This window comes from Bacteroidota bacterium, assembly GCA_034723125.1.
Classification (GTDB): Bacteria; Bacteroidota; Bacteroidia; order CAILMK01; family JAAYUY01; genus JAYEOP01.
Map to the genome: position 1 here is coordinate 1 of JAYEOP010000012.1, position 18,227 is coordinate 18,227.

Annotated in this window: 16 protein-coding genes; 13 read left to right on the top strand and 3 right to left on the bottom strand. The window is 30.1% G+C overall.

The window, feature by feature from the left end; all coding sequences use genetic code 11:
- From U9R42_00345 to U9R42_00355, 3 genes are all read right to left on the bottom strand, one after another.
- A partial coding sequence (locus U9R42_00345; GenBank protein ID MEA3494469.1) for an ATP-binding protein occupies window positions 1-1,277 on the bottom strand: 1,277 nt, incomplete at its 3' end.
- A 283-nt stretch (window positions 1,278-1,560) separates the two neighbouring features.
- Window positions 1,561-1,857, bottom strand: a complete 297-nt coding sequence (locus U9R42_00350) for a nucleotidyltransferase family protein (protein MEA3494470.1) — start codon at window positions 1,855-1,857, stop codon at window positions 1,561-1,563.
- 384 nt (window positions 1,858-2,241) lie between these two features.
- On the bottom strand, window positions 2,242-2,553 hold the full coding sequence (locus U9R42_00355) for an MTH1187 family thiamine-binding protein (protein MEA3494471.1): 312 nt from the start codon (window positions 2,551-2,553) through the stop codon (window positions 2,242-2,244).
- Between the two features lie 248 nt (window positions 2,554-2,801).
- Here U9R42_00355 and mraZ point away from each other — a divergent pair, with 248 nt between their 5' ends.
- From mraZ to ftsZ, 13 genes are read left to right on the top strand one after another with little or no spacing between them, the layout of a single operon-like run.
- On the top strand, window positions 2,802-3,269 hold the full coding sequence (gene mraZ / locus U9R42_00360; protein ID MEA3494472.1) for a division/cell wall cluster transcriptional repressor MraZ: 468 nt from the start codon (window positions 2,802-2,804) through the stop codon (window positions 3,267-3,269).
- Window positions 3,262-4,164, top strand: a complete 903-nt coding sequence (gene rsmH / locus U9R42_00365; GenBank protein ID MEA3494473.1) for a 16S rRNA (cytosine(1402)-N(4))-methyltransferase RsmH — start codon at window positions 3,262-3,264, stop codon at window positions 4,162-4,164. Before mraZ ends, rsmH begins: the two co-directional genes overlap by 8 nt.
- A gap of 5 nt (window positions 4,165-4,169) precedes the next feature.
- Window positions 4,170-4,523 carry an FtsL-like putative cell division protein gene (locus U9R42_00370; protein ID MEA3494474.1) on the top strand — a complete coding sequence of 118 codons (354 nt, stop codon included), beginning with the start codon at window positions 4,170-4,172 and terminating at the stop codon, window positions 4,521-4,523.
- The gene (locus U9R42_00375; protein MEA3494475.1) at window positions 4,513-6,615 is read left to right on the top strand and encodes a penicillin-binding protein; all 2,103 of its coding nucleotides are present in this window, start codon (window positions 4,513-4,515) and stop codon (window positions 6,613-6,615) included. The genes U9R42_00370 and U9R42_00375 overlap by 11 nt, the downstream gene beginning before the upstream one ends.
- A gap of 2 nt (window positions 6,616-6,617) precedes the next feature.
- On the top strand, window positions 6,618-8,072 hold the full coding sequence (locus U9R42_00380; protein ID MEA3494476.1) for a UDP-N-acetylmuramoyl-L-alanyl-D-glutamate--2,6-diaminopimelate ligase: 1,455 nt from the start codon (window positions 6,618-6,620) through the stop codon (window positions 8,070-8,072).
- Window positions 8,072-9,328, top strand: a complete 1,257-nt coding sequence (gene mraY / locus U9R42_00385; protein MEA3494477.1) for a phospho-N-acetylmuramoyl-pentapeptide-transferase — start codon at window positions 8,072-8,074, stop codon at window positions 9,326-9,328. The genes U9R42_00380 and mraY overlap by 1 nt, the downstream gene beginning before the upstream one ends.
- Complete coding sequence (murD, locus tag U9R42_00390) at window positions 9,328-10,680, top strand: UDP-N-acetylmuramoyl-L-alanine--D-glutamate ligase (protein MEA3494478.1); 1,353 nt, start codon at window positions 9,328-9,330, stop codon at window positions 10,678-10,680. The genes mraY and murD overlap by 1 nt, the downstream gene beginning before the upstream one ends.
- 20 nt (window positions 10,681-10,700) lie before the next feature.
- On the top strand, window positions 10,701-11,852 hold the full coding sequence (locus U9R42_00395; protein MEA3494479.1) for an FtsW/RodA/SpoVE family cell cycle protein: 1,152 nt from the start codon (window positions 10,701-10,703) through the stop codon (window positions 11,850-11,852).
- 26 nt (window positions 11,853-11,878) lie between these two features.
- Window positions 11,879-12,982, top strand: coding sequence for an undecaprenyldiphospho-muramoylpentapeptide beta-N-acetylglucosaminyltransferase (murG, locus tag U9R42_00400; protein MEA3494480.1), 1,104 nt, complete (start codon window positions 11,879-11,881; stop codon window positions 12,980-12,982).
- Between the two features lie 2 nt (window positions 12,983-12,984).
- The gene (gene murC, locus U9R42_00405; GenBank protein MEA3494481.1) at window positions 12,985-14,373 is read left to right on the top strand and encodes a UDP-N-acetylmuramate--L-alanine ligase; all 1,389 of its coding nucleotides are present in this window, start codon (window positions 12,985-12,987) and stop codon (window positions 14,371-14,373) included.
- Window positions 14,373-15,155: a hypothetical protein gene (locus tag U9R42_00410; GenBank protein ID MEA3494482.1), complete on the top strand. Its 783-nt coding sequence runs from the start codon at window positions 14,373-14,375 to the stop codon at window positions 15,153-15,155. Before murC ends, U9R42_00410 begins: the two co-directional genes overlap by 1 nt.
- A 1-nt stretch (window position 15,156) precedes the next feature.
- Window positions 15,157-16,443 (top strand): cell division protein FtsA, encoded by a 1,287-nt coding sequence (gene ftsA / locus U9R42_00415; protein ID MEA3494483.1) that lies wholly within the window; start codon window positions 15,157-15,159, stop codon window positions 16,441-16,443.
- Between the two features lie 45 nt (window positions 16,444-16,488).
- Window positions 16,489-18,165, top strand: coding sequence for a cell division protein FtsZ (gene ftsZ, locus U9R42_00420; protein ID MEA3494484.1), 1,677 nt, complete (start codon window positions 16,489-16,491; stop codon window positions 18,163-18,165).
- Window positions 18,166-18,227 lie beyond the last annotated feature (62 nt).

Genomic DNA, 18,227 nt, shown 5'->3' on the forward strand with positions numbered 1-18,227 from the left:
GAATAAAGAGGGAAATTAACAAATTCCTTTTCTTTAGAATAATTGCGTGGTGAACAACGAAAGATAAATTCAGGCTTATATTTTTTTTGATAACTTCTTAAACTTTTCAGAGTTCTACTTGTTCCGCTCTTAACTTCAATAGGATAAATTTTATTCTTATAATTGATTATAAAATCAACTTCCGCCTCACCTCTTGATGTCCAATAAAAAAGTTCTTCAATATCTATATTTTTTAATTCCATAGCAACAAAATTCTCAATAAAAGCACCATTATATTCTTTAAATAGTTGAGTTGGATTTATTATTAATTCAGATGGCAAATCAAGCATTGCTCCGAGTAATCCTGTATCCAAAATATATATTTTAAATTTTGATTTATCAGAATAGCCCGATAATGGAAATTTCGGACTGCTAATATTGTATGCAATATTTACCAATCCGGCTTGTTTAAGCCATTCGATAGTTTGTTCATAGCGAGAAGCTCTGGCTTGCGTTTTTATATCCATATATTTGAACTTTTTATTTTCTTTTGATAATTGATAAGGAATTGAATTCCACAACTCTAATGTCTTAATTGCTTGTGCCTTACTTGAATATTTTGAGAAATCCTTTTGATAGGCTTTTAGTATTTCCTTTTGAATTCTTCTAACGGATTTAACATCTTTATTGTTAATGTAATCTTGCAATACCTCTGGCATACCTCCAACAAAAAGATATTGCTTTAAATAATATATCAATTTTTGGTGTATTATTTCAGGTATAGCTTTAATTTCCGCAACTGATACTATCCTTTCTTTTAACATTTCTTCGTTAGATGCAGATAAATATTCCGAAAAGCTCATAGGATACATTTCTAAAAAGTTGACTTTACCCACAGGAAAACTATGGTTTTTTCCAACTGCTACTCCCAACAACGAGCCTGCAGCTATAATATGATACTCAGGGGTTTCTTCATTAAAATATTTTAATGAAGTAATGGCTTCCTCAGATGCTTGAATCTCATCAAAAATAATTAGTGTTTCTTCTGCTTGAATCTTTATTCCACTAAAAAAACTAATTTCTGTAATAATTTTGTCGGGATTAATATTTGATTTGAATAGCTGTCGTAAATCCTCATTTTTTTCAAAATCAAGGTAAACATAGTTTTTATATTCTTCCTTAGCAAATTGCAATATAGTATATGTTTTTCCAACTTGACGTGCTCCTTGCAATAACAAGGGTTTTCGTTTTTTTTGCTTTTTCCACAAAAGTAGTTTATCGTATATTTCTCGCTTCATTTTCAAAATTTATATTTGTAAAAGTGTTACAAATATATAAATTTATCTTGGTAAAAGTGACAGTTTGTATTAAATTTATCTTGGTAAAAGTGACAGTTTACATGAGTTTTATGTTGGTAAAAGTGTCGTTATTTACAAGCTGATTTCTGCAAAGCATTGGTTTTGTGTTTCGTGCAGTGGGCTATTTGTGTTTGTCTATTACATTCTCAATTTGTCTTGTCAATTTAGGGATTTTATTCCTAACCACATCCCATACAATTGAATAGTTTATTCCAAATAATTTTTAGGCATAAATTGTTTCTTTTAAAATGTATGAGCCAATATATTTGCTTAAACCATTTTTTGTTACTATCTCAACTTTGTAATTCTTAAAAGTATTTTCTAATATTTCATGAACAGCCATAAGATTATCAAAAGTTTCATGCTTTGGTTCAAAGTCAACTAATAAATCAATATCACTCTCTTTGTGTTGAGTGTTTTGAGAATAAGATCCAAACAAACCAATTTCTGTAACCCCTTTTTGTCTTAAATACTTTTTCTCTATTTTAAGTAATTTTAATATTTTTTCTTTATTTAACATCTTAATTTTAATTCAAAAATAATCAAAAAACTACTAACATGCAATTCTTTAGGGGGGGGCAATAAATACATTTCTTTTAAGAAACAAAGATAATGAATAAGATGCAAGGCACAAATTTTTTTGAATAGCCGTCCGCGTGTCGCTGAAGCTTTAGCGGAGGCACAAGCTATTGAGAAAAATTTTAACGCAGTCAGATTGTTTATTATCTTTGTTCCCAAAGGGTTTTCAGAGTTTTTCATATACTTCTTCAAAACTTTTTACATTATCCTGATAGTGCATCAAAATTTTTCATTGTCTATAAAAAACTCTGAGAATCTTAATGCGAATGTATTTATAGAACCCCCCTTTAGCTTAATTTAAAAATATCATTAAAAAAAATGGAAACTATTTCTTCACTTCCCCAATCACATTTTCAATTGATTGAATCTTTTGCTTAAGCCTGTTATTCTTATTTGCCCGAATATCAAATTTTATTGAAGAATAAATTCTATCCGAATCATCTTTCAATTGTTGATAAGCCTTATTAAGCATCTCAGTTGCTTCTTCAAAAGTATCGGTTTCCACAATCGTTCCCATAGCTGTTAATTTGTAATTGTAGTTCTCCTTATCAATCATTTTTATTATCCTACTTACATACTTACTTACACTCCCACCTTTGTCGGTAGGAAACATTGCAAATTCTATTAAAACTGACATTTTACACTCCTTTATTTTTGTGCTAAAAATAATAATAATAAACAAAACAAGAAAAAATAGTTTTAATTCTTGATAAATATTTATTCACGAACTGTAAAGTTCAAAGGCTTAATTCTTTAAGAATACTTACTCAATAAAAGTTTTTTTTAAAAAAAGTTATCCACAATGCATTGCCATATTAATATTTGTAGTACATTTGTGGAGTATTGTGGAGGTAAGTGGTAAACGTAGGATAAAATTTTATCAAAATGATTAGTTTATTAGGTGAACATTATTGCAAATTGGATAGCAAAGGACGTGTTATACTTCCTGTTGCTATAAAAAAGCAAATCCCCACCAAGGATGAGGGGATTTTTGTAATAAACAGAGGTTTTGAAAAATGCTTGGTTCTTTACACAAAATCAGAATGGAGTAAAAAAACCAAAGAGATAAATAAACTGAATGCTTATGTAGCAAAAAATAGAAAATTTATCAGATATTTTTATAGAGGAGCAACTGAATTAAAACTTGATGCCTCTAACCGTTTGCTAATACCCAAAATGCTTAAAGGCTATGCATTTATTGAAAAAGAAATTGTTTTATTTGCTCATTCCAACAAAATTGAAATTTGGGATGTTGCATCTTACGAAAGTTTGATTGATGATGAGCCTAAAGACTTTGAAGATTTAGCAGAAAATGTAATGGGAAATATAAATATTGACGATGATGATGAGTAACTACCATACGCCTGTGATGCTAAATGAATGCATTGAAGGATTAAATATTATCCCGGAAGGGAAATATGTTGATGTTACTTTTGGCGGTGGTGGACATTCTAATAAAATATTTGAAAAGCTTGAAGGTGGGAAATTAATTGCATTTGATAAAGACGATGATGTAAGTTCTAATAAAATTGATAATGAAAAATTTATTTTTATAAGACAAGATTTTTCATACTTAAAAAATTTCCTGAGATATTTGGATGTTTTGCCTGTAAACGGAATACTTGCCGACCTTGGTGTTTCTTCACATCAAATTGACACTCCTAAAAAAGGATTTTCTTACAGATTCAATGCAGAGCTGGATATGAGAATGGATTCTGATGCAACATTAACTGCTAAAAAAATTCTAAATGAATATCCGGAAGAACAATTACATAAATTGTTTGGCATTTATGGTGAAGTAAAAAATGCAAAAACACTGGCTCATGAAATCATTCTTTTTCGCAAAGAAATAAAATTTGAAACAACACAAGACCTTGTGAAAGTAATAGAAAAATGTATTAAGAAAAATGATAAATTTAACAAATATGCAAGTCAGGTTTTTCAAGCATTACGTATTGAAGTTAACGATGAGCTTGGCTCACTCAGAAAAATGCTTAACCAATCCGTTGATGTTTTAGCAACAGGAGGAAGATTAGTAGTGTTAACATATCATTCTTTAGAAGACAGGCTTGTAAAGAATTTTATAAAAGCAGGAAATTTTAAAGGAGAAATTGTAAAAGATATTTATGGGAATTCCGAATCATATTTTAAACAAATAAACAGTAAACCCATTGTGCCAACAGATGAAGAGATAAGGGAAAATCCGAGATCAAGAAGTGCAAAATTAAGAATTGCTGAAAAAATTTAAGGCAAATGAGAAAGAATGAATTAAAAGAAGAACATCCAAAAAGCAGGATAAATAAATTAATAGACTTTGATTTAAAAATGTCTGATAATAGTTTACCCAAAATTGCACCTTTTATTTTATTCATTTCTGTATTGATAGTTTTATACATTGGCAATAAATATTACAATGAAGATGCAATTTTAGAAAGAGGCAAATTAAAAAATGAATTAAAAGACCTTAGGGCTGAATCCTTAACAAACAAAGCTGATTTAATGAATAGGATAAAAAAGTCTGAAATTGAAATAATGGCAAAAAAAATAGGACTAAAAGAATTTAATGAACCACCAAAAATAATAATTGTAGAAAAAGGTGAATACTAAAAAAGACATATTATTAAGAGTATATTTATCATTATTGTTTTTTGTAGCAATAGGGATAGTGATAGTATATCGGATAATGACTATTCAATATAGCGAAGGTAAATATTGGAGGTCATTGTCTGATAGTCTTAGTACATCATTTTTTACAATTGAAGCAACAAGGGGTAATATTTATTCGGACGATAATAACTTGATGCTTACTTCTTTACCAATTTATGAAATACGCCTTGATTTCGAATCTAAGTCTTGGAAGAATAATTCTTATTACAATAAAAATATTGATTCACTTTGCATCAAGCTCTCAGAATTATTTGGAAACAAAACATCTTGGGAATACCAAAATGCTATTTACCATGCAAAAAGAAAAAATGAAAGATATTTTTTATTAAAAAGAAATGTCAATCATAATCAGTTAAAAATATTAAAAGAATTTCCATTCTTTAATCAAGGTCGATTTCTTGGAGGTTTTATTGTTGAACGTAAAAGCAAAAGAATTAATCCTTACAGAATACTGGCATCAAGAACCCTTGGATACAAAAGAAAAGGTCTTCAAGGAGTGGGGTTAGAAGGTGCGTACAATCAATACTTATCAGGAAAAGACGGTAAACGCTTAATGCAAAAAATTTCAGGTGGTAATTGGATACCAATAAACTATGCAAACGAATTGGATCCTGAAGATGGTAAAGACATTGTTTCAACAATCAACATAAGTATTCAGGATGTTGCTGAAAATGCATTACTTGAAACCCTTGTAAAAAATGAAGCTCAAAGCGGTAGTGTAATTGTTATGGAGGTTGAAACAGGCCATATCAAAGCAATTGCAAACTTGGAGAGGAATAACAACGGTACTTACAGCGAAGCCTATAATTATGCTGTTGGAGCTGCAACAGAGCCAGGTTCTACTTTTAAATTAGTAAGTGCACTTATATTAATGGAAAAAGCCAACATTAGTGCAAATGACATTGTTGATACAGAGGAAGGTGAGCATCAATTTTATGATAAAGTAATGAAAGATGCACATTCCGAAGGTCATGGAAAGATTACATTCGAAGAAGCCTTTGCTGTTTCTTCAAATGTTGCTTTTTCAAAACTTGTTTTTAATAAATTTTCAAATTCACCTGATGATTTTATTAAAGGAATTGAAGATTTACATTTAACGGAACCTCTTGGTATTCCAATAGCAGGAGAAGGTATCCCTGTTATAAATCGCCCTTCCGATAAAGATTGGAGTGGAATATCTTTACCTTGGATGTCTGTTGGTTATGGGTTGCAAGTTACACCTCTTCAGTTACTTACGATTTACAATGCAATTGCAAATAATGGTATAATGCTAAAGCCACTTTTTGCTACTCAAGTAAAAAGGATTGGAAAAGTTATAGAAAAATTTGAACCTATTGTTATTGAAAAAAAAATATGTTCAAATAAAACTGTGGATTATTTACAAAAAATGCTTGAAGCTGTAGTTGAGTATGGAACTGCTAATAATATAAAAACTAATTTATATAAAATAGCAGGAAAAACAGGAACAGCTTTAATTGCAAATGAGGGTGGATACACTAAAAAGAAAATATACCAAGCATCTTTTGCAGGATATTTCCCTGCTGATAATCCTAAATATTCTTGTATTGTAGTTGTAACAAATCCTACTACAGGGAATATTTATGGAGCCCAAGTAGCAGCACCTGTTTTAAAGAAAATTGCTGACAAAGTCTATTCAGGTGAATTTAAAAACTATGTAGAAAAAAAACATAAAGTTTTTAATTATTCAAACATTCCCATTGTAAGTGTAAGCAATAAAAAAGACATTATTAATTTAAGCAGATTTCTTGGATTAGACATGATTCTTTCAAGCAGTTTATCGGAATGGGTAAATATTAATAATGAAAAGAAAAATATTGTTTTACAAAACAGGGAAATAAACAATGCTATAGTTCCTGATGTTCGTGGAATGGTGCTTTCAGATGCAATTTACTTGCTCGAAAATTTAGGATTGAAAGTAGAAATAAATGGTTATGGATTAATTCTTTCTCAATCTATAAAACCGGGTACAAATGTTAATTATTATTCAACAATTAAACTGAGATTAGGATAAAAGTGGCAATTTTAAAAGAAATATTAGAAGGCTTAAACTTTGAAATTATTCAGGGAAATTTGAATAATACGGTTTTGTCAGTTGAATTTGATTCACGTAAAGTGAAAAATGATAGTTTGTTTGTAGCTGTTAAAGGAACACAAACAGATGGACACAAATTTATAAATCAAACAATTGAAAATGGAGCCAAACATATTATTTGTAGCACTACTCCCGAAAAACTTATTAAAGATATAAATTATCTAAAAGTTAAAGATTCATCTCTCGCACTTGCTATTGCCATAGCAAATTTTTATGACAATCCTTCCAGAAAGCTTATTCTTGTTGGTGTTACAGGAACAAATGGTAAAACAACAGTTGCTACATTATTACATAGTCTTTTTCAGAATCTCGGTTACAAATCAGCTTTATTTTCAACAATAAAAATAAAAATTGGAGAAGAAGAAAAAGAAGCAACTCATACTACACCCGACTCTCTTCAACTAAACAAATTATTTGCAGAAATGATAGACAAAGGATGCAAGTATTGTTTTATGGAAGTAAGTTCTCATGCTATTGTTCAAAATCGTGTGGCAGGATTGGATTTTAACGGTGGAATATTTACCAACATAACTCACGACCACCTTGATTATCACAAAAGCTTTGATAATTATATTAATGCTAAAAAATTATTTTTTGATTCTCTTCAAGAAAAAGCATTTGCTCTTGTAAATTCTGATGATGTACATTCAAAAGTAATGTTGCAAAATACCAATGCTAACAAAAAAACTTACGCTTTAAAAAATGCTGCGGATTTTAAAGCTAAAATTTTAGAAAGCGACTTTAGTGGAATTCATTTAAAAATTGATAACAATGATTTTTATACTGATAAAATAGGGAAATTTAATGCGTATAACTTAATGGCTGTTTATGGTGTAGCTACTCTACTCGGCATAAGTGCAGACGATAGTCTAAAAGTATTGAGTTCTCCAATTAATGTAGAAGGAAGATTTGAAATACTCAGAAATTCAAAAGGAGTGATAGGAATTATTGACTATGCTCATACTCCCGATGCATTAAAAAATGTGTTGGAAACAATCTATGCCGTTAACAATAAAAAACATAAAATATTTACAGTTTTTGGTTGCGGAGGAAATAGAGACAAAGAAAAACGACCTATCATGGGACAAATTTCCGCAAATTATTCCGATACATCTGTAATAACATCAGACAATCCTCGCTTTGAAGATTTTAATGAGATTTTAATAGACATTGAAAAAGGATTGAACGAGGAGCAAATGAAAAAATCAATAACTATTTCTGATAGAGAACAAGCAATAAAAACAGCAAGTAAAATGGCTCAAGAAGGAGATATTATACTTGTTGCAGGAAAAGGACATGAAAAATATCAAGACATTAAAGGGGAAAAATTCCCTTTTGATGACAAAGAAAAACTTAATAAATATCTTAATTTATAATGCTATATCACTTATTTACATACCTTGAAGAAGAATTTAATTTAGCAGGAGCAGGATTGTTTCAGTTTATTTCATTCCGAGCATCAATGGCTTTGCTACTTTCTCTAATAATTTCTTTGTTTTATGGAAAAAGGATAATTAAGTATTTGCAATTAAAACAAATTAGTGATAATAAAAGAGAACTTGGATTAAAAGAGCAATACGACAAAAGTGCTACACCTACAATGGGTGGAGTTATTATTTTACTTTCAATACTTATACCCACATTATTATTTGCCGACCTAACAAATATTTATGTAATATTAGTAATTGTATCAACAATTTGGCTCGGTTTACTTGGATTTATTGATGACTACATTAAAGTTTTTCAAAAAAATAAAGCAGGATTAAAAGGTAGAACAAAAATTATAGGACAAGTTATTTTAGGAATAATTGTCGGCACAACACTTTACATTAATAGTGATGTTGTTATTCGGGAGAAATTAACCGAGAAGCAATATGAAGAACAAAAAACAAAGCTAGAAAAAGAAGAAGCAATAGTTGAATATATAGACGGCTCTTACTGGGTAGAACATAAATCTACAACCACCACAATTCCATTTATAAAAGGTAACGAACTTGACTATTCCAAAATATTAAAATTTATTGGTGATGATTATGAAAAATGGGCATTCTTGATTTTTATTCCATTAATAATCTTCATATTGGTAGCTGTTTCAAACGGTGCAAATTTAACTGATGGACTTGACGGATTAAATGCAGGAGTATCAGCGATCATTGTGCTTACTTTGGCTATACTTGCATACCTTTCAGGCAATACGGTTTTTTCCAATTATCTAAATATTATGTACATCCCAAATCTCGGAGAAATCGTAATATTTTCGGGTGCATTACTCGGTGCTTGTATTGGCTTTTTGTGGTACAATGCCTATCCTGCTCAGGTTTTTATGGGCGATACAGGAAGCTTAACCTTAGGAGGATTAATAGCAATAATAGCAATTATTATTCGCAAAGAACTTCTTATTCCTCTTCTTTGCGGAGTATTCCTTGTCGAAAGTCTTTCAGTTATTCTTCAGGTTTCATTTTTTAAATATACAAAAAAGAAATATGGTGTTGGCAAACGGATATTTAAAATGTCACCAATCCATCACCACTATCAAAAATTAAATTACACAGAACCTAAAATTGTTGCAAGATTCTGGATTATAGGTATTGCCTTGGCAATTTTAACAATCATAACTCTTAAAATCAGATAATGTATTTAGAAAAAATAAAAAATATTGTTGTTCTTGGTGCTGGTGAAAGTGGGGTTGGCTCTGCTATGCTTGCATCTAAAAACAAATTTAATGTTTTTGTTTCTGATGCAGGAAAAATTAGTGAAAATTTTAGAAAAGAACTTGTTGACAACAAAATTGATTTTGAAGAAAATAATCATTCTTCAGAAAAAATCTTAAAAGCCGAGCTGATAATAAAAAGTCCAGGTATTCCGGATACTGCTGAAATAATTATAAAACTTAAAGAAAATAAAATTCAAATTATTTCTGACATTGAATTTGGCAGTTATTTTACAAAAGCAAAAATTATAAGCATAACAGGTAGTAATGGCAAAACAACAACAACGATGCTAATCTATCACATCATGAAAAATGCAGGACTTGATGTAACAGTTGCAGGAAATATAGGTACAAGTTTATGCCGTACGCTCTGTGAAAAAGACTACAAATATGTTGTTCTTGAAATCAGCAGTTTTCAACTGGATTATATAAAACATTTCAGAAGCAATATTGCCATTCTTTTAAATATTACTCCTGATCATCTTGACAGGTATGAGTACAAAATGGAGAATTATGCAAAATCGAAATTAAAAATTGCAGAAAACCAAAAAGAAGAAGATTATTTTATTTATACAAAAGATGACCCTGTAACTATGGATTATCTTTCCAATATTAAATTAAAAGCTCACAAAGTTGCAATAACTCAAAAAGGGACACTTAGTGAAGGTGCTTGGACAGAAAAAAATGACATTTTTATAAAAATTAAGAAACATAAACAAATAAAAATAGATATGAATATTTTATCCTTAATAGGTACACACAATCGGTATAACTCAATGGCTGCAACGGCTACAATGAGTGCTATCGGTGTTAAAGATGACTTTATCAGAGAAAGTTTATCCAATTTCGAAAGCATTGAACACAGGCTTGAGTATGTTGGAAAAATAAGAGGTAAAGATTTTATCAACGATTCAAAGGCTACTAATATTAATGCTACATGGTATGCTCTTGAAAGTATGACTAAGCCGGTAATTTGGATTGTTGGTGGAATTGACAAAGGGAATAATTATGATGAATTAAGACATCTTGTTAACGACAATGTAAAGGCAATTGTTTGTCTTGGAATTGATAATTCCAAAATTATTGATGCTTTTACTAACGATATTGATATGATCTTTGACACATCGGATATGAAAGAAGCCGTTGGAATTGCTTTTAGAGTAGCATCTCCAAATAATGTTGTTCTTTTATCTCCGGCATGTGCTAGTTTCGACCTGTTTAAAAACTATAAAGATAGGGGAATACAATTTAAAAATGCAGTTAGAGAACTATAAAAAAAATTAAGTATTACAGAATGAGCTGGTTGTTTTCAAAAATAAAAGGTGATGGTCAAATTTGGCTGATAGTGTTGTTACTTACAATATTTTCAGTCATGGTTGTATATAGTTCAACAGGATCACTTGCTTATGTTAAGCACTCAGGAAACACCGAGTACTACTTATTCAGGCAGTTGGTATTCATAATATTAGGTTTATTGTTTATGTTTGGAGCACACAAAATAAATTATATTTATTATTCAAGAATTGCTCAGTTATTAGTTTGGGTTTCAATTCCTCTTTTGCTATTAACTTATTTGTTTGGACCAAGTATTAATGAAGCAAAAAGATGGCTATTTCTTCCGGGAACAAACCTTACTTTTCAGCCTTCTGATTTTGCTAAGCTTGCAATTATAATGTATCTGGCAAGATTTTTATCTAAGAAACAAGATGTTATAAAAGATTTCAAAAAAACTTTTTTACCAATGATAATATGGGTTTTGATAACTTGTATAATAATAGCTCCTTCCGACCTTTCAACAGCTCTTTTAATATTTGTATCAAGTGTTTTTATTATGTTTATCGGAAGAGTTAGCATTAAGCATATTTCATTATTTATTTTTGGAACGGCAATTATTACTTTTCTTGGAATTTTCCTTGCAATTCAATTAAATGCACCGGGTAGAATAGGTACATGGGAATCAAGGATAAGCAACTACATGAGCGATGATTCAGAAATTTCATATCAGGTACAGCAGTCAAAAATTGCTATTGCAAAAGGAGAATTATTTGGATCAGGTCCCGGACACAGCAGACAAAAAAACTTTTTACCAAATCCTTATTCCGATTTTATTTATGCTATAATTATTGAAGAATGGGGGCTAATAGGTGGAGTTTTTATTATTTTTATTTATCTCTATTTACTATTTCGCTCTATTAGAATTGTAATAAAATCCCCTAATGCTTTTGGTGCTTTACTCGCAGCAGGGCTAAGTATATCACTCGTTTTACAGGCTTTTATAAATATGTCTGTTGCAACAAATCTTTTACCTGTTACGGGGCTTACACTTCCACTTGTGAGCATGGGAGGTTCATCGGTTTTATTTACAAGCATTTCTTTGGGAATAATTATTAGCGTAAGCAAAAATATTGAGGATAATGTAGAATCAACAGAAAAGCAATTAGCATAATGATAAAAAAAAGAACAAATATTGACATCACAAATCCAATCAAAATTATTTTGAGTGGTGGTGGTACAGGTGGTCATTTGTTCCCTGCAATTGCAATTGCCGATAGTTTTAAAGAAAAATTTCCTGATACAAAAATTCTTTTTGTAGGTGCTAAAGGGAAAATGGAAATGGAAAAAATTCCTGAAGCGGGATATGACATTAAAGGATTATGGATAGGTGGATTTCAAAGAAAAAATATGCTCAGAAATTTAACTCTCCCTTTTAAAATTATTTCCAGCTTAATAAAATCAAGAAAAATAATTAAGGATTTTAAACCTGATATGGTTGTAGGAACAGGTGGTTATGCAAGTTTTGCTTTAATTTATGTTGCTTCATTAATGAAAGTTCCAACACTCATTCAGGAACAAAACTTTTTTCCGGGTGTAACCAATAAATTTTTATCAAAGCGAGTAAATAAAATATGTACTGTTGATGAAAGCCTGAAAGCATTTTTCCCCAATGAAAAAATTGTTGTTACAGGAAATCCTGTAAGAGAATCTATTAAAGAAAAAAAACTAAGCAAAGAAGAAAGTCTTAAAACTTTTGGACTGGATAAAGGGAAAAAAACTGTTTTGATAATTGGTGGAAGCCTTGGTGCAAGAACAATTAACAATTCCATTTTAAAAGGATTGGATAAGCTTTTAGCAAAAGATATTCAAATTATCTGGCAATCAGGGAAATTTTATTTTGAAGAACTAAAAACAGAATTAGATAAAAAAAATTCTAAAAATATTTGGTTAAATGCATTTATAAAAGATATGTCATCAGCATATTCCGTTGCAGATGTGGTTGTTTCAAGAGCTGGAGCAATTACACTTTCTGAACTTGCAATTTCAGAGAAAGTAGCAATTCTTTGTCCTTCACCCAATGTAGCTGAAGATCATCAAACAAAAAATGCTATGGCATTAGTAAATAAAAATGCAGTTGCAATAATTAAAGATAACGAAGCTGAAGAAAAACTTGCTGACTTGATATTGGATATTATTTTTGATAAAAGTAAACAAGAAACTTTCAAACAAAATATTAGTGCTTTGGCAAAGCCTGATTCGGCAAATGAAATAGTAAAGGAAATTGAAAAATTATTAATTTAAGAATGAATTTTGATAAAATACATAGCGTCTATTTTGTAGGAATTGGTGGCATAGGAATGAGTAGCCTTGCACGATATTTTATGGATATCGGGAAAAAAGTTTGCGGCTACGATAAAACTCCTTCTCCAATAACTGAAAATCTTGAAAATGATGGAGCTTTTATTCATTTTGAAGATGATCCGAAATTTATTCCCGAACAAATCAATAAGCAAAATTCACTTATCGTTTACACTCCTGCTATTCCAAAAGAAAATGCATGCCTTAATTATTTTAAGGACAATAATTTTGTAATAAAAAAACGATCACAACTACTTGGAGATATAACAAAAGATAAATTTACAATAGCCGTTGCAGGAACTCATGGCAAAACATCTACTGCAAGCATTATTGCACATTTGCTAAAAAATTCAGGAATTGATTGTTATGGTTTTATCGGTGGAATTTGTGTGAATTATAATTCAAACTATATTTCTCCCGACAACAAAAAATCAGAAATATTTGTTGTTGAAGCTGATGAATACGATAGGTCATTTCTTGAGCTATCTCCTGATGTAGCAATTATAACATCCGTTGATCCCGACCATCTTGATATTTACGATAATGAGGAAAACTTAAAATCAAGTTACAACGATTTTGCTAAAAAATTAAAAAACAATGCTGTTTTATCTTTAAGCTCAACCATTAAAAGTATAGCTAAACCTGAACAAGCCAAAACACTTTATTCTTATGGACTTGAAAGTAGCAACGATTTTTATGCATCAAATATTAAAATTATTAATTCCGATTATCATTTTGACATTCATACTCCTAAAGGAGAAATAAAAAATGTAAATCTTAAAGTTGCAGGCGAGCATAATGTACTTAATACTTTGGCAGCAATTTCTGCTGTTTATAAAAAAATTGAAGATAGCAATAAAATTAAAGAATCAATAAGTACATATCAAGGAGTTAAAAGACGATTTGAATATATAATTAAAAGCAAAGAACTCGTATTTATTGATGACTATGCACATCATCCATCTGAATTAATAGCAATTATTACTTCTGTTAAAAATATATTTCCTGATAAAAGGATTACAGGAATTTTCCAACCACATCTTTTTTCCCGAACTCGTGATTTTGCTGATGCTTTTGCAAAAAATCTTTCTTTACTTGACAAAGTTATTTTATTAGATATTTATCCTGCAAGAGAAAAACCAATAAAAGCTGTGAACTCAGAATTGATTTTAAATAAAATTGAAATAAAAAATAAAGAGCTTTTAAGTAAAACTGAATTACTTGAAGTTATGAAAAGTGAAGAAAATGATGTTGTTTTAACACTTGGTGCAGGAGATATTGATAGAGTTGTTGAACCTTTAAAAGAAATTTTATTACAAAGGAGGAATAACTGATGTTTAAAAAGCTAAAGAATAAAATCATTTTTCTATCTGATAAGGTAAGGAAATATTTTGCTTTGGCATCAATGCTTTTTTTGTTGTTAATTTTTGTTTCATTTGCCGAAAGGTCAAATAAAGAAAAACTTTGTACAGAAATAGTTGTCAATTTTCAATCTTCAGGGTTGAACCAATTTTTAACGGAAAGAGAAGTTAAAAATATTATAAACGATTTCAACAATGAGAGTATTATTGGATACCCTGTTAATCAGATGAATTTAAACGACATGGAAAGAATCCTTAACAACAACAGCTATGTTGAAAGCTCTCAAATTTATTTTGATATGAATGGAGTTCTTTATGTCATTATTAAACACAGAATACCAGTGTTAAGAGTTTTCTCAAAAGACGGGGGCTTTTATATTGATGATAAAGGAAATAAAATGCAATTGTCAAATAGTTATACATCAAAAGTTCTTGTTTTAACAGGTAATATTGACCATGAGAAATTGATAGACATAAAAAATGACAGTTCATTATTCCATTTTGCAAAATATATTAAAGATGATGTTTTAATTAATTCTTTGATAGGTCAAATTCATATAACAAAAAATAATGAACTAATTTTAATACCCAGAGTTGGTAATTTGAATATATATTTTGGTAACTTACAAAATGCTGAAAATAAAATAGAAAGAATAAAAATATTGTATAAAAAAATACTGCCTAACGAAGGTTGGGATAAGTATTCAAAAGCAAGTGTAAAATTTGATAAACAAATCATATTAAATAAAAAGTAAAATGGATAAATCAGAAATTATTGTTGGATTAGATATTGGAACCACAAAAATTTGTGCAATTGTAGCTTCAAAAGCATCATCAGGGAAAATAGATATTTTGGGAATGGGACGTTCAGATACAAATGATGCTGTTTTACGTGGTGTTGTTGTAAATATTTCAAAAGCTGTGGCAGCAATAAAATCAGCAATTAATGAGGCTTCAAGTAAATCAGGTGTTGAAATTAAAGTTGTTCAAGTAGGAATTGCAGGGCAACACATTAAGAGCCTTCATCACAGAGGGCAAATAACAAGAGATAATTCCGAGGATGAAATTAATCAGAATGATATTGATAGGTTGATTACCGAGATGCACAGATTGGTACTTGACCCTGGTGAAGAGATTATTCATGTTATTCCACAAGATTATATCGTTGATAACGAAAGAGGGATTAAAGAGCCAATAGGTATGGCAGGTGTACGTCTTGAATGTAATTTCCATATTATTACAGGTCAAGTAACAGCAGCAAAAAATATAAACCGCAGTGTTGATAAAGCAAATTTGGAAGTTGAAAATCTTGTTCTTGAACCTATAGCTTCTTCAGAGGCTGTTCTTTCGGAAGAAGAAAAAGATGCAGGAGTAGCTTTAATAGATATTGGCGGTGGAACAACTGATATTGCTATATTTAAAAATGGTATTATTCGTCATACCGCAGTAATTCCTTTAGGTGGTAGAATAATTACTAATGATATTAAAGAAGGTTGTAATGTAATGCAAGCACAAGCTGAAAAAATGAAAGTTAAATTCGGCTCGGCATTAGCAAATGAATCAAGTGAAAATGAAATTATTTCAATTCAAGGAATTAGAGGTAGAGAGCCAAGAGAAATCTCAATAAAAAATCTAGCAAGTATTATTCAAGCCCGCATTGAAGAAATATTTGACCATGTTGACTTTGAGATTAGAAGTTCAGGATTTGAAAATAAATTACAAGGAGGAATTGTACTTACAGGAGGAGGTTCACAATTAAAACATTTGCCTCAGCTTGTTGAATATATTACAAGCATTGATGCCAGAATAGGACTTCCTACTGAACATCTTGGAAAAGGCATGATCAAAGAAATACAAAACCCAATGTATGCTACAGGAATAGGGCTTATTCTTCATGGATTAAAAAATCCAACGAAAAATATTAATAAAAAAATAATCGAGAAAAAGAAAAAAATTAGACCAAAAAATCCATTTTCTGTACAAATAGAGAAATTTAATATTTGGTTTAAAGATGGTCAAGATGATTTTAAAGAAACAAAATAATAAGAATTTTTATTTTTCTATATTAAATAAAAAAAGGACAAAAAAATGGGAATAGATTTTATAGTAGAACCGCAAAACGACATATCAATAATCAAAGTATTGGGAGTTGGAGGAGGAGGTGGAAATGCCGTTAATTATATGTTTAATCAGGGAATTGCAGGTGTTGAATTTTTAATTTGTAATACCGATAAACAAGCATTGGATAAAAGTCCGTTAGAAGAAGAAAACAAAATACAAATAGGTAAAGACCTTACCGGTGGCAGAGGTGTGGGGGGCAATCCCGAAACAGGAAAAAAAGCAGTGATGGAAGATATTGAAACCATCAAAAATATTATTGGAAAGGAAACGGATATGCTTTTTATTACAGCAGGAATGGGAGGAGGCACAGGAACAGGTGCCACACCTGAAATTGCAAGACTTGCTTTGGATATGGACATTCTTACTGTTGGGATTATTACCTATCCATTTAAATTTGAAGGAAGTAAAAGGAGAGATATTGCTGAAAAAGGTATTGAAGAAATCAGAAAAAATGTTGATGCTCTTATTATAATTCATAACGAACGATTACTTGAAATGCACAAAGGACTTGGTTTGTCAATGGCTTTTGCCCAAGCCGATAATGTTCTTGCCATTGCAGCTAAAGGTATTGCCGAAATAATTACTGAAACAGGTGTTCTGAATGTGGATTTTGAAGATGTTAAATCTGTAATGAAAAATAGCGGTACAGCAATTCTCAGTACTGCCTCGGCTGACGGAGAAAATAGAGCACAAAAATCTATAGAATATGCTCTTTCTTCACCATTACTGAAAGATAATCAAATAAAAGGTGCCAAACATATACTTCTTAATTTATCTTATGGCAATAAAGAAATTGAAATTGAAGAATTAAATATCATAACTGAATATATTAAAGAAGAAGTAGGTCAAGATGTTGATTTGAAATTTGGATATGGTTCTGACAAAAATCTGAAAAACGAATTATCAGTTACTATCGTAGCAACAGTTCTTAATTCTCAAAAAAATATTGAAGAAGACAAAAGAAAGATAATTGATTTGGATGATATTAAATCTGTAATGAAAAATAGCGGTACAGCAATTCTCAGTACTGCCTCGGCTGACGGAGAAAATAGAGCACAAAAATCTATAGAATATGCTCTTTCTTCACCATTACTGAAAGATAATCAAATAAAAGGTGCCAAACATATACTTCTTAATTTATCTTATGGCAATAAAGAAATTGAAACTGAAGAATTAAAATTCATAACTGAATATATTAAAGAAGAAGTAGGTCAAGATGTTGATTTGAAATTTGGATATAGCTCTGACAAAAATCTGAAAGACGAATTATCAGTTACTATCGTAGCAACAGTTCTTAATTTTCAAAATAATATTAAAGAAGACAAAAAATATATAATTGATTTGGATGATGGAAAGAATATTAAAGAAAAGCCCCAAAAAGAGCAAGCACGTTTTGATTATTCTTTAGAGGGAAGTAGGAAGAGCGATATGGATGATTTGAGAAAAAATAAAGAATATTTAAGAACACAAAAAGGATTGGAGGATACAGAGAATGTACCTGCTTACGAAAGAAAAGGAATTAAGCTAAGAAATGTTACACATTCCTCCGATTCATCAATTTCAAAATATTCTTTAGATAGTAATGACCCTAAAAAACCGGAAATAAAAGAAAACAATCCTTTTTTGAATAATAATGTAGATTGAGATTTTTAAATTTATTGGTTCAATGTTGATTTGTGTGGGTAAAAAAATATTAAAGCCACAGA

Coding starts and splice junctions, on each gene's coding strand:
- U9R42_00395 (MEA3494479.1), top strand. CDS start 10,701: ATGAGCTGGTTGTTTTCAAAAATAAAAGGTGATGGTCAAATTTGGCTG.
- murD (MEA3494478.1), top strand. CDS start 9,328: ATGTATTTAGAAAAAATAAAAAATATTGTTGTTCTTGGTGCTGGTGAA.
- U9R42_00370 (MEA3494474.1), top strand. CDS start 4,170: ATGAGAAAGAATGAATTAAAAGAAGAACATCCAAAAAGCAGGATAAAT.
- U9R42_00355 (MEA3494471.1), bottom strand. CDS start 2,553: ATGTCAGTTTTAATAGAATTTGCAATGTTTCCTACCGACAAAGGTGGG.
- rsmH (MEA3494473.1), top strand. CDS start 3,262: ATGAGTAACTACCATACGCCTGTGATGCTAAATGAATGCATTGAAGGA.
- U9R42_00350 (MEA3494470.1), bottom strand. CDS start 1,857: ATGTTAAATAAAGAAAAAATATTAAAATTACTTAAAATAGAGAAAAAG.
- mraY (MEA3494477.1), top strand. CDS start 8,072: ATGCTATATCACTTATTTACATACCTTGAAGAAGAATTTAATTTAGCA.
- U9R42_00410 (MEA3494482.1), top strand. CDS start 14,373: ATGTTTAAAAAGCTAAAGAATAAAATCATTTTTCTATCTGATAAGGTA.
- ftsA (MEA3494483.1), top strand. CDS start 15,157: ATGGATAAATCAGAAATTATTGTTGGATTAGATATTGGAACCACAAAA.
- ftsZ (MEA3494484.1), top strand. CDS start 16,489: ATGGGAATAGATTTTATAGTAGAACCGCAAAACGACATATCAATAATC.
- mraZ (MEA3494472.1), top strand. CDS start 2,802: ATGATTAGTTTATTAGGTGAACATTATTGCAAATTGGATAGCAAAGGA.
- murC (MEA3494481.1), top strand. CDS start 12,985: ATGAATTTTGATAAAATACATAGCGTCTATTTTGTAGGAATTGGTGGC.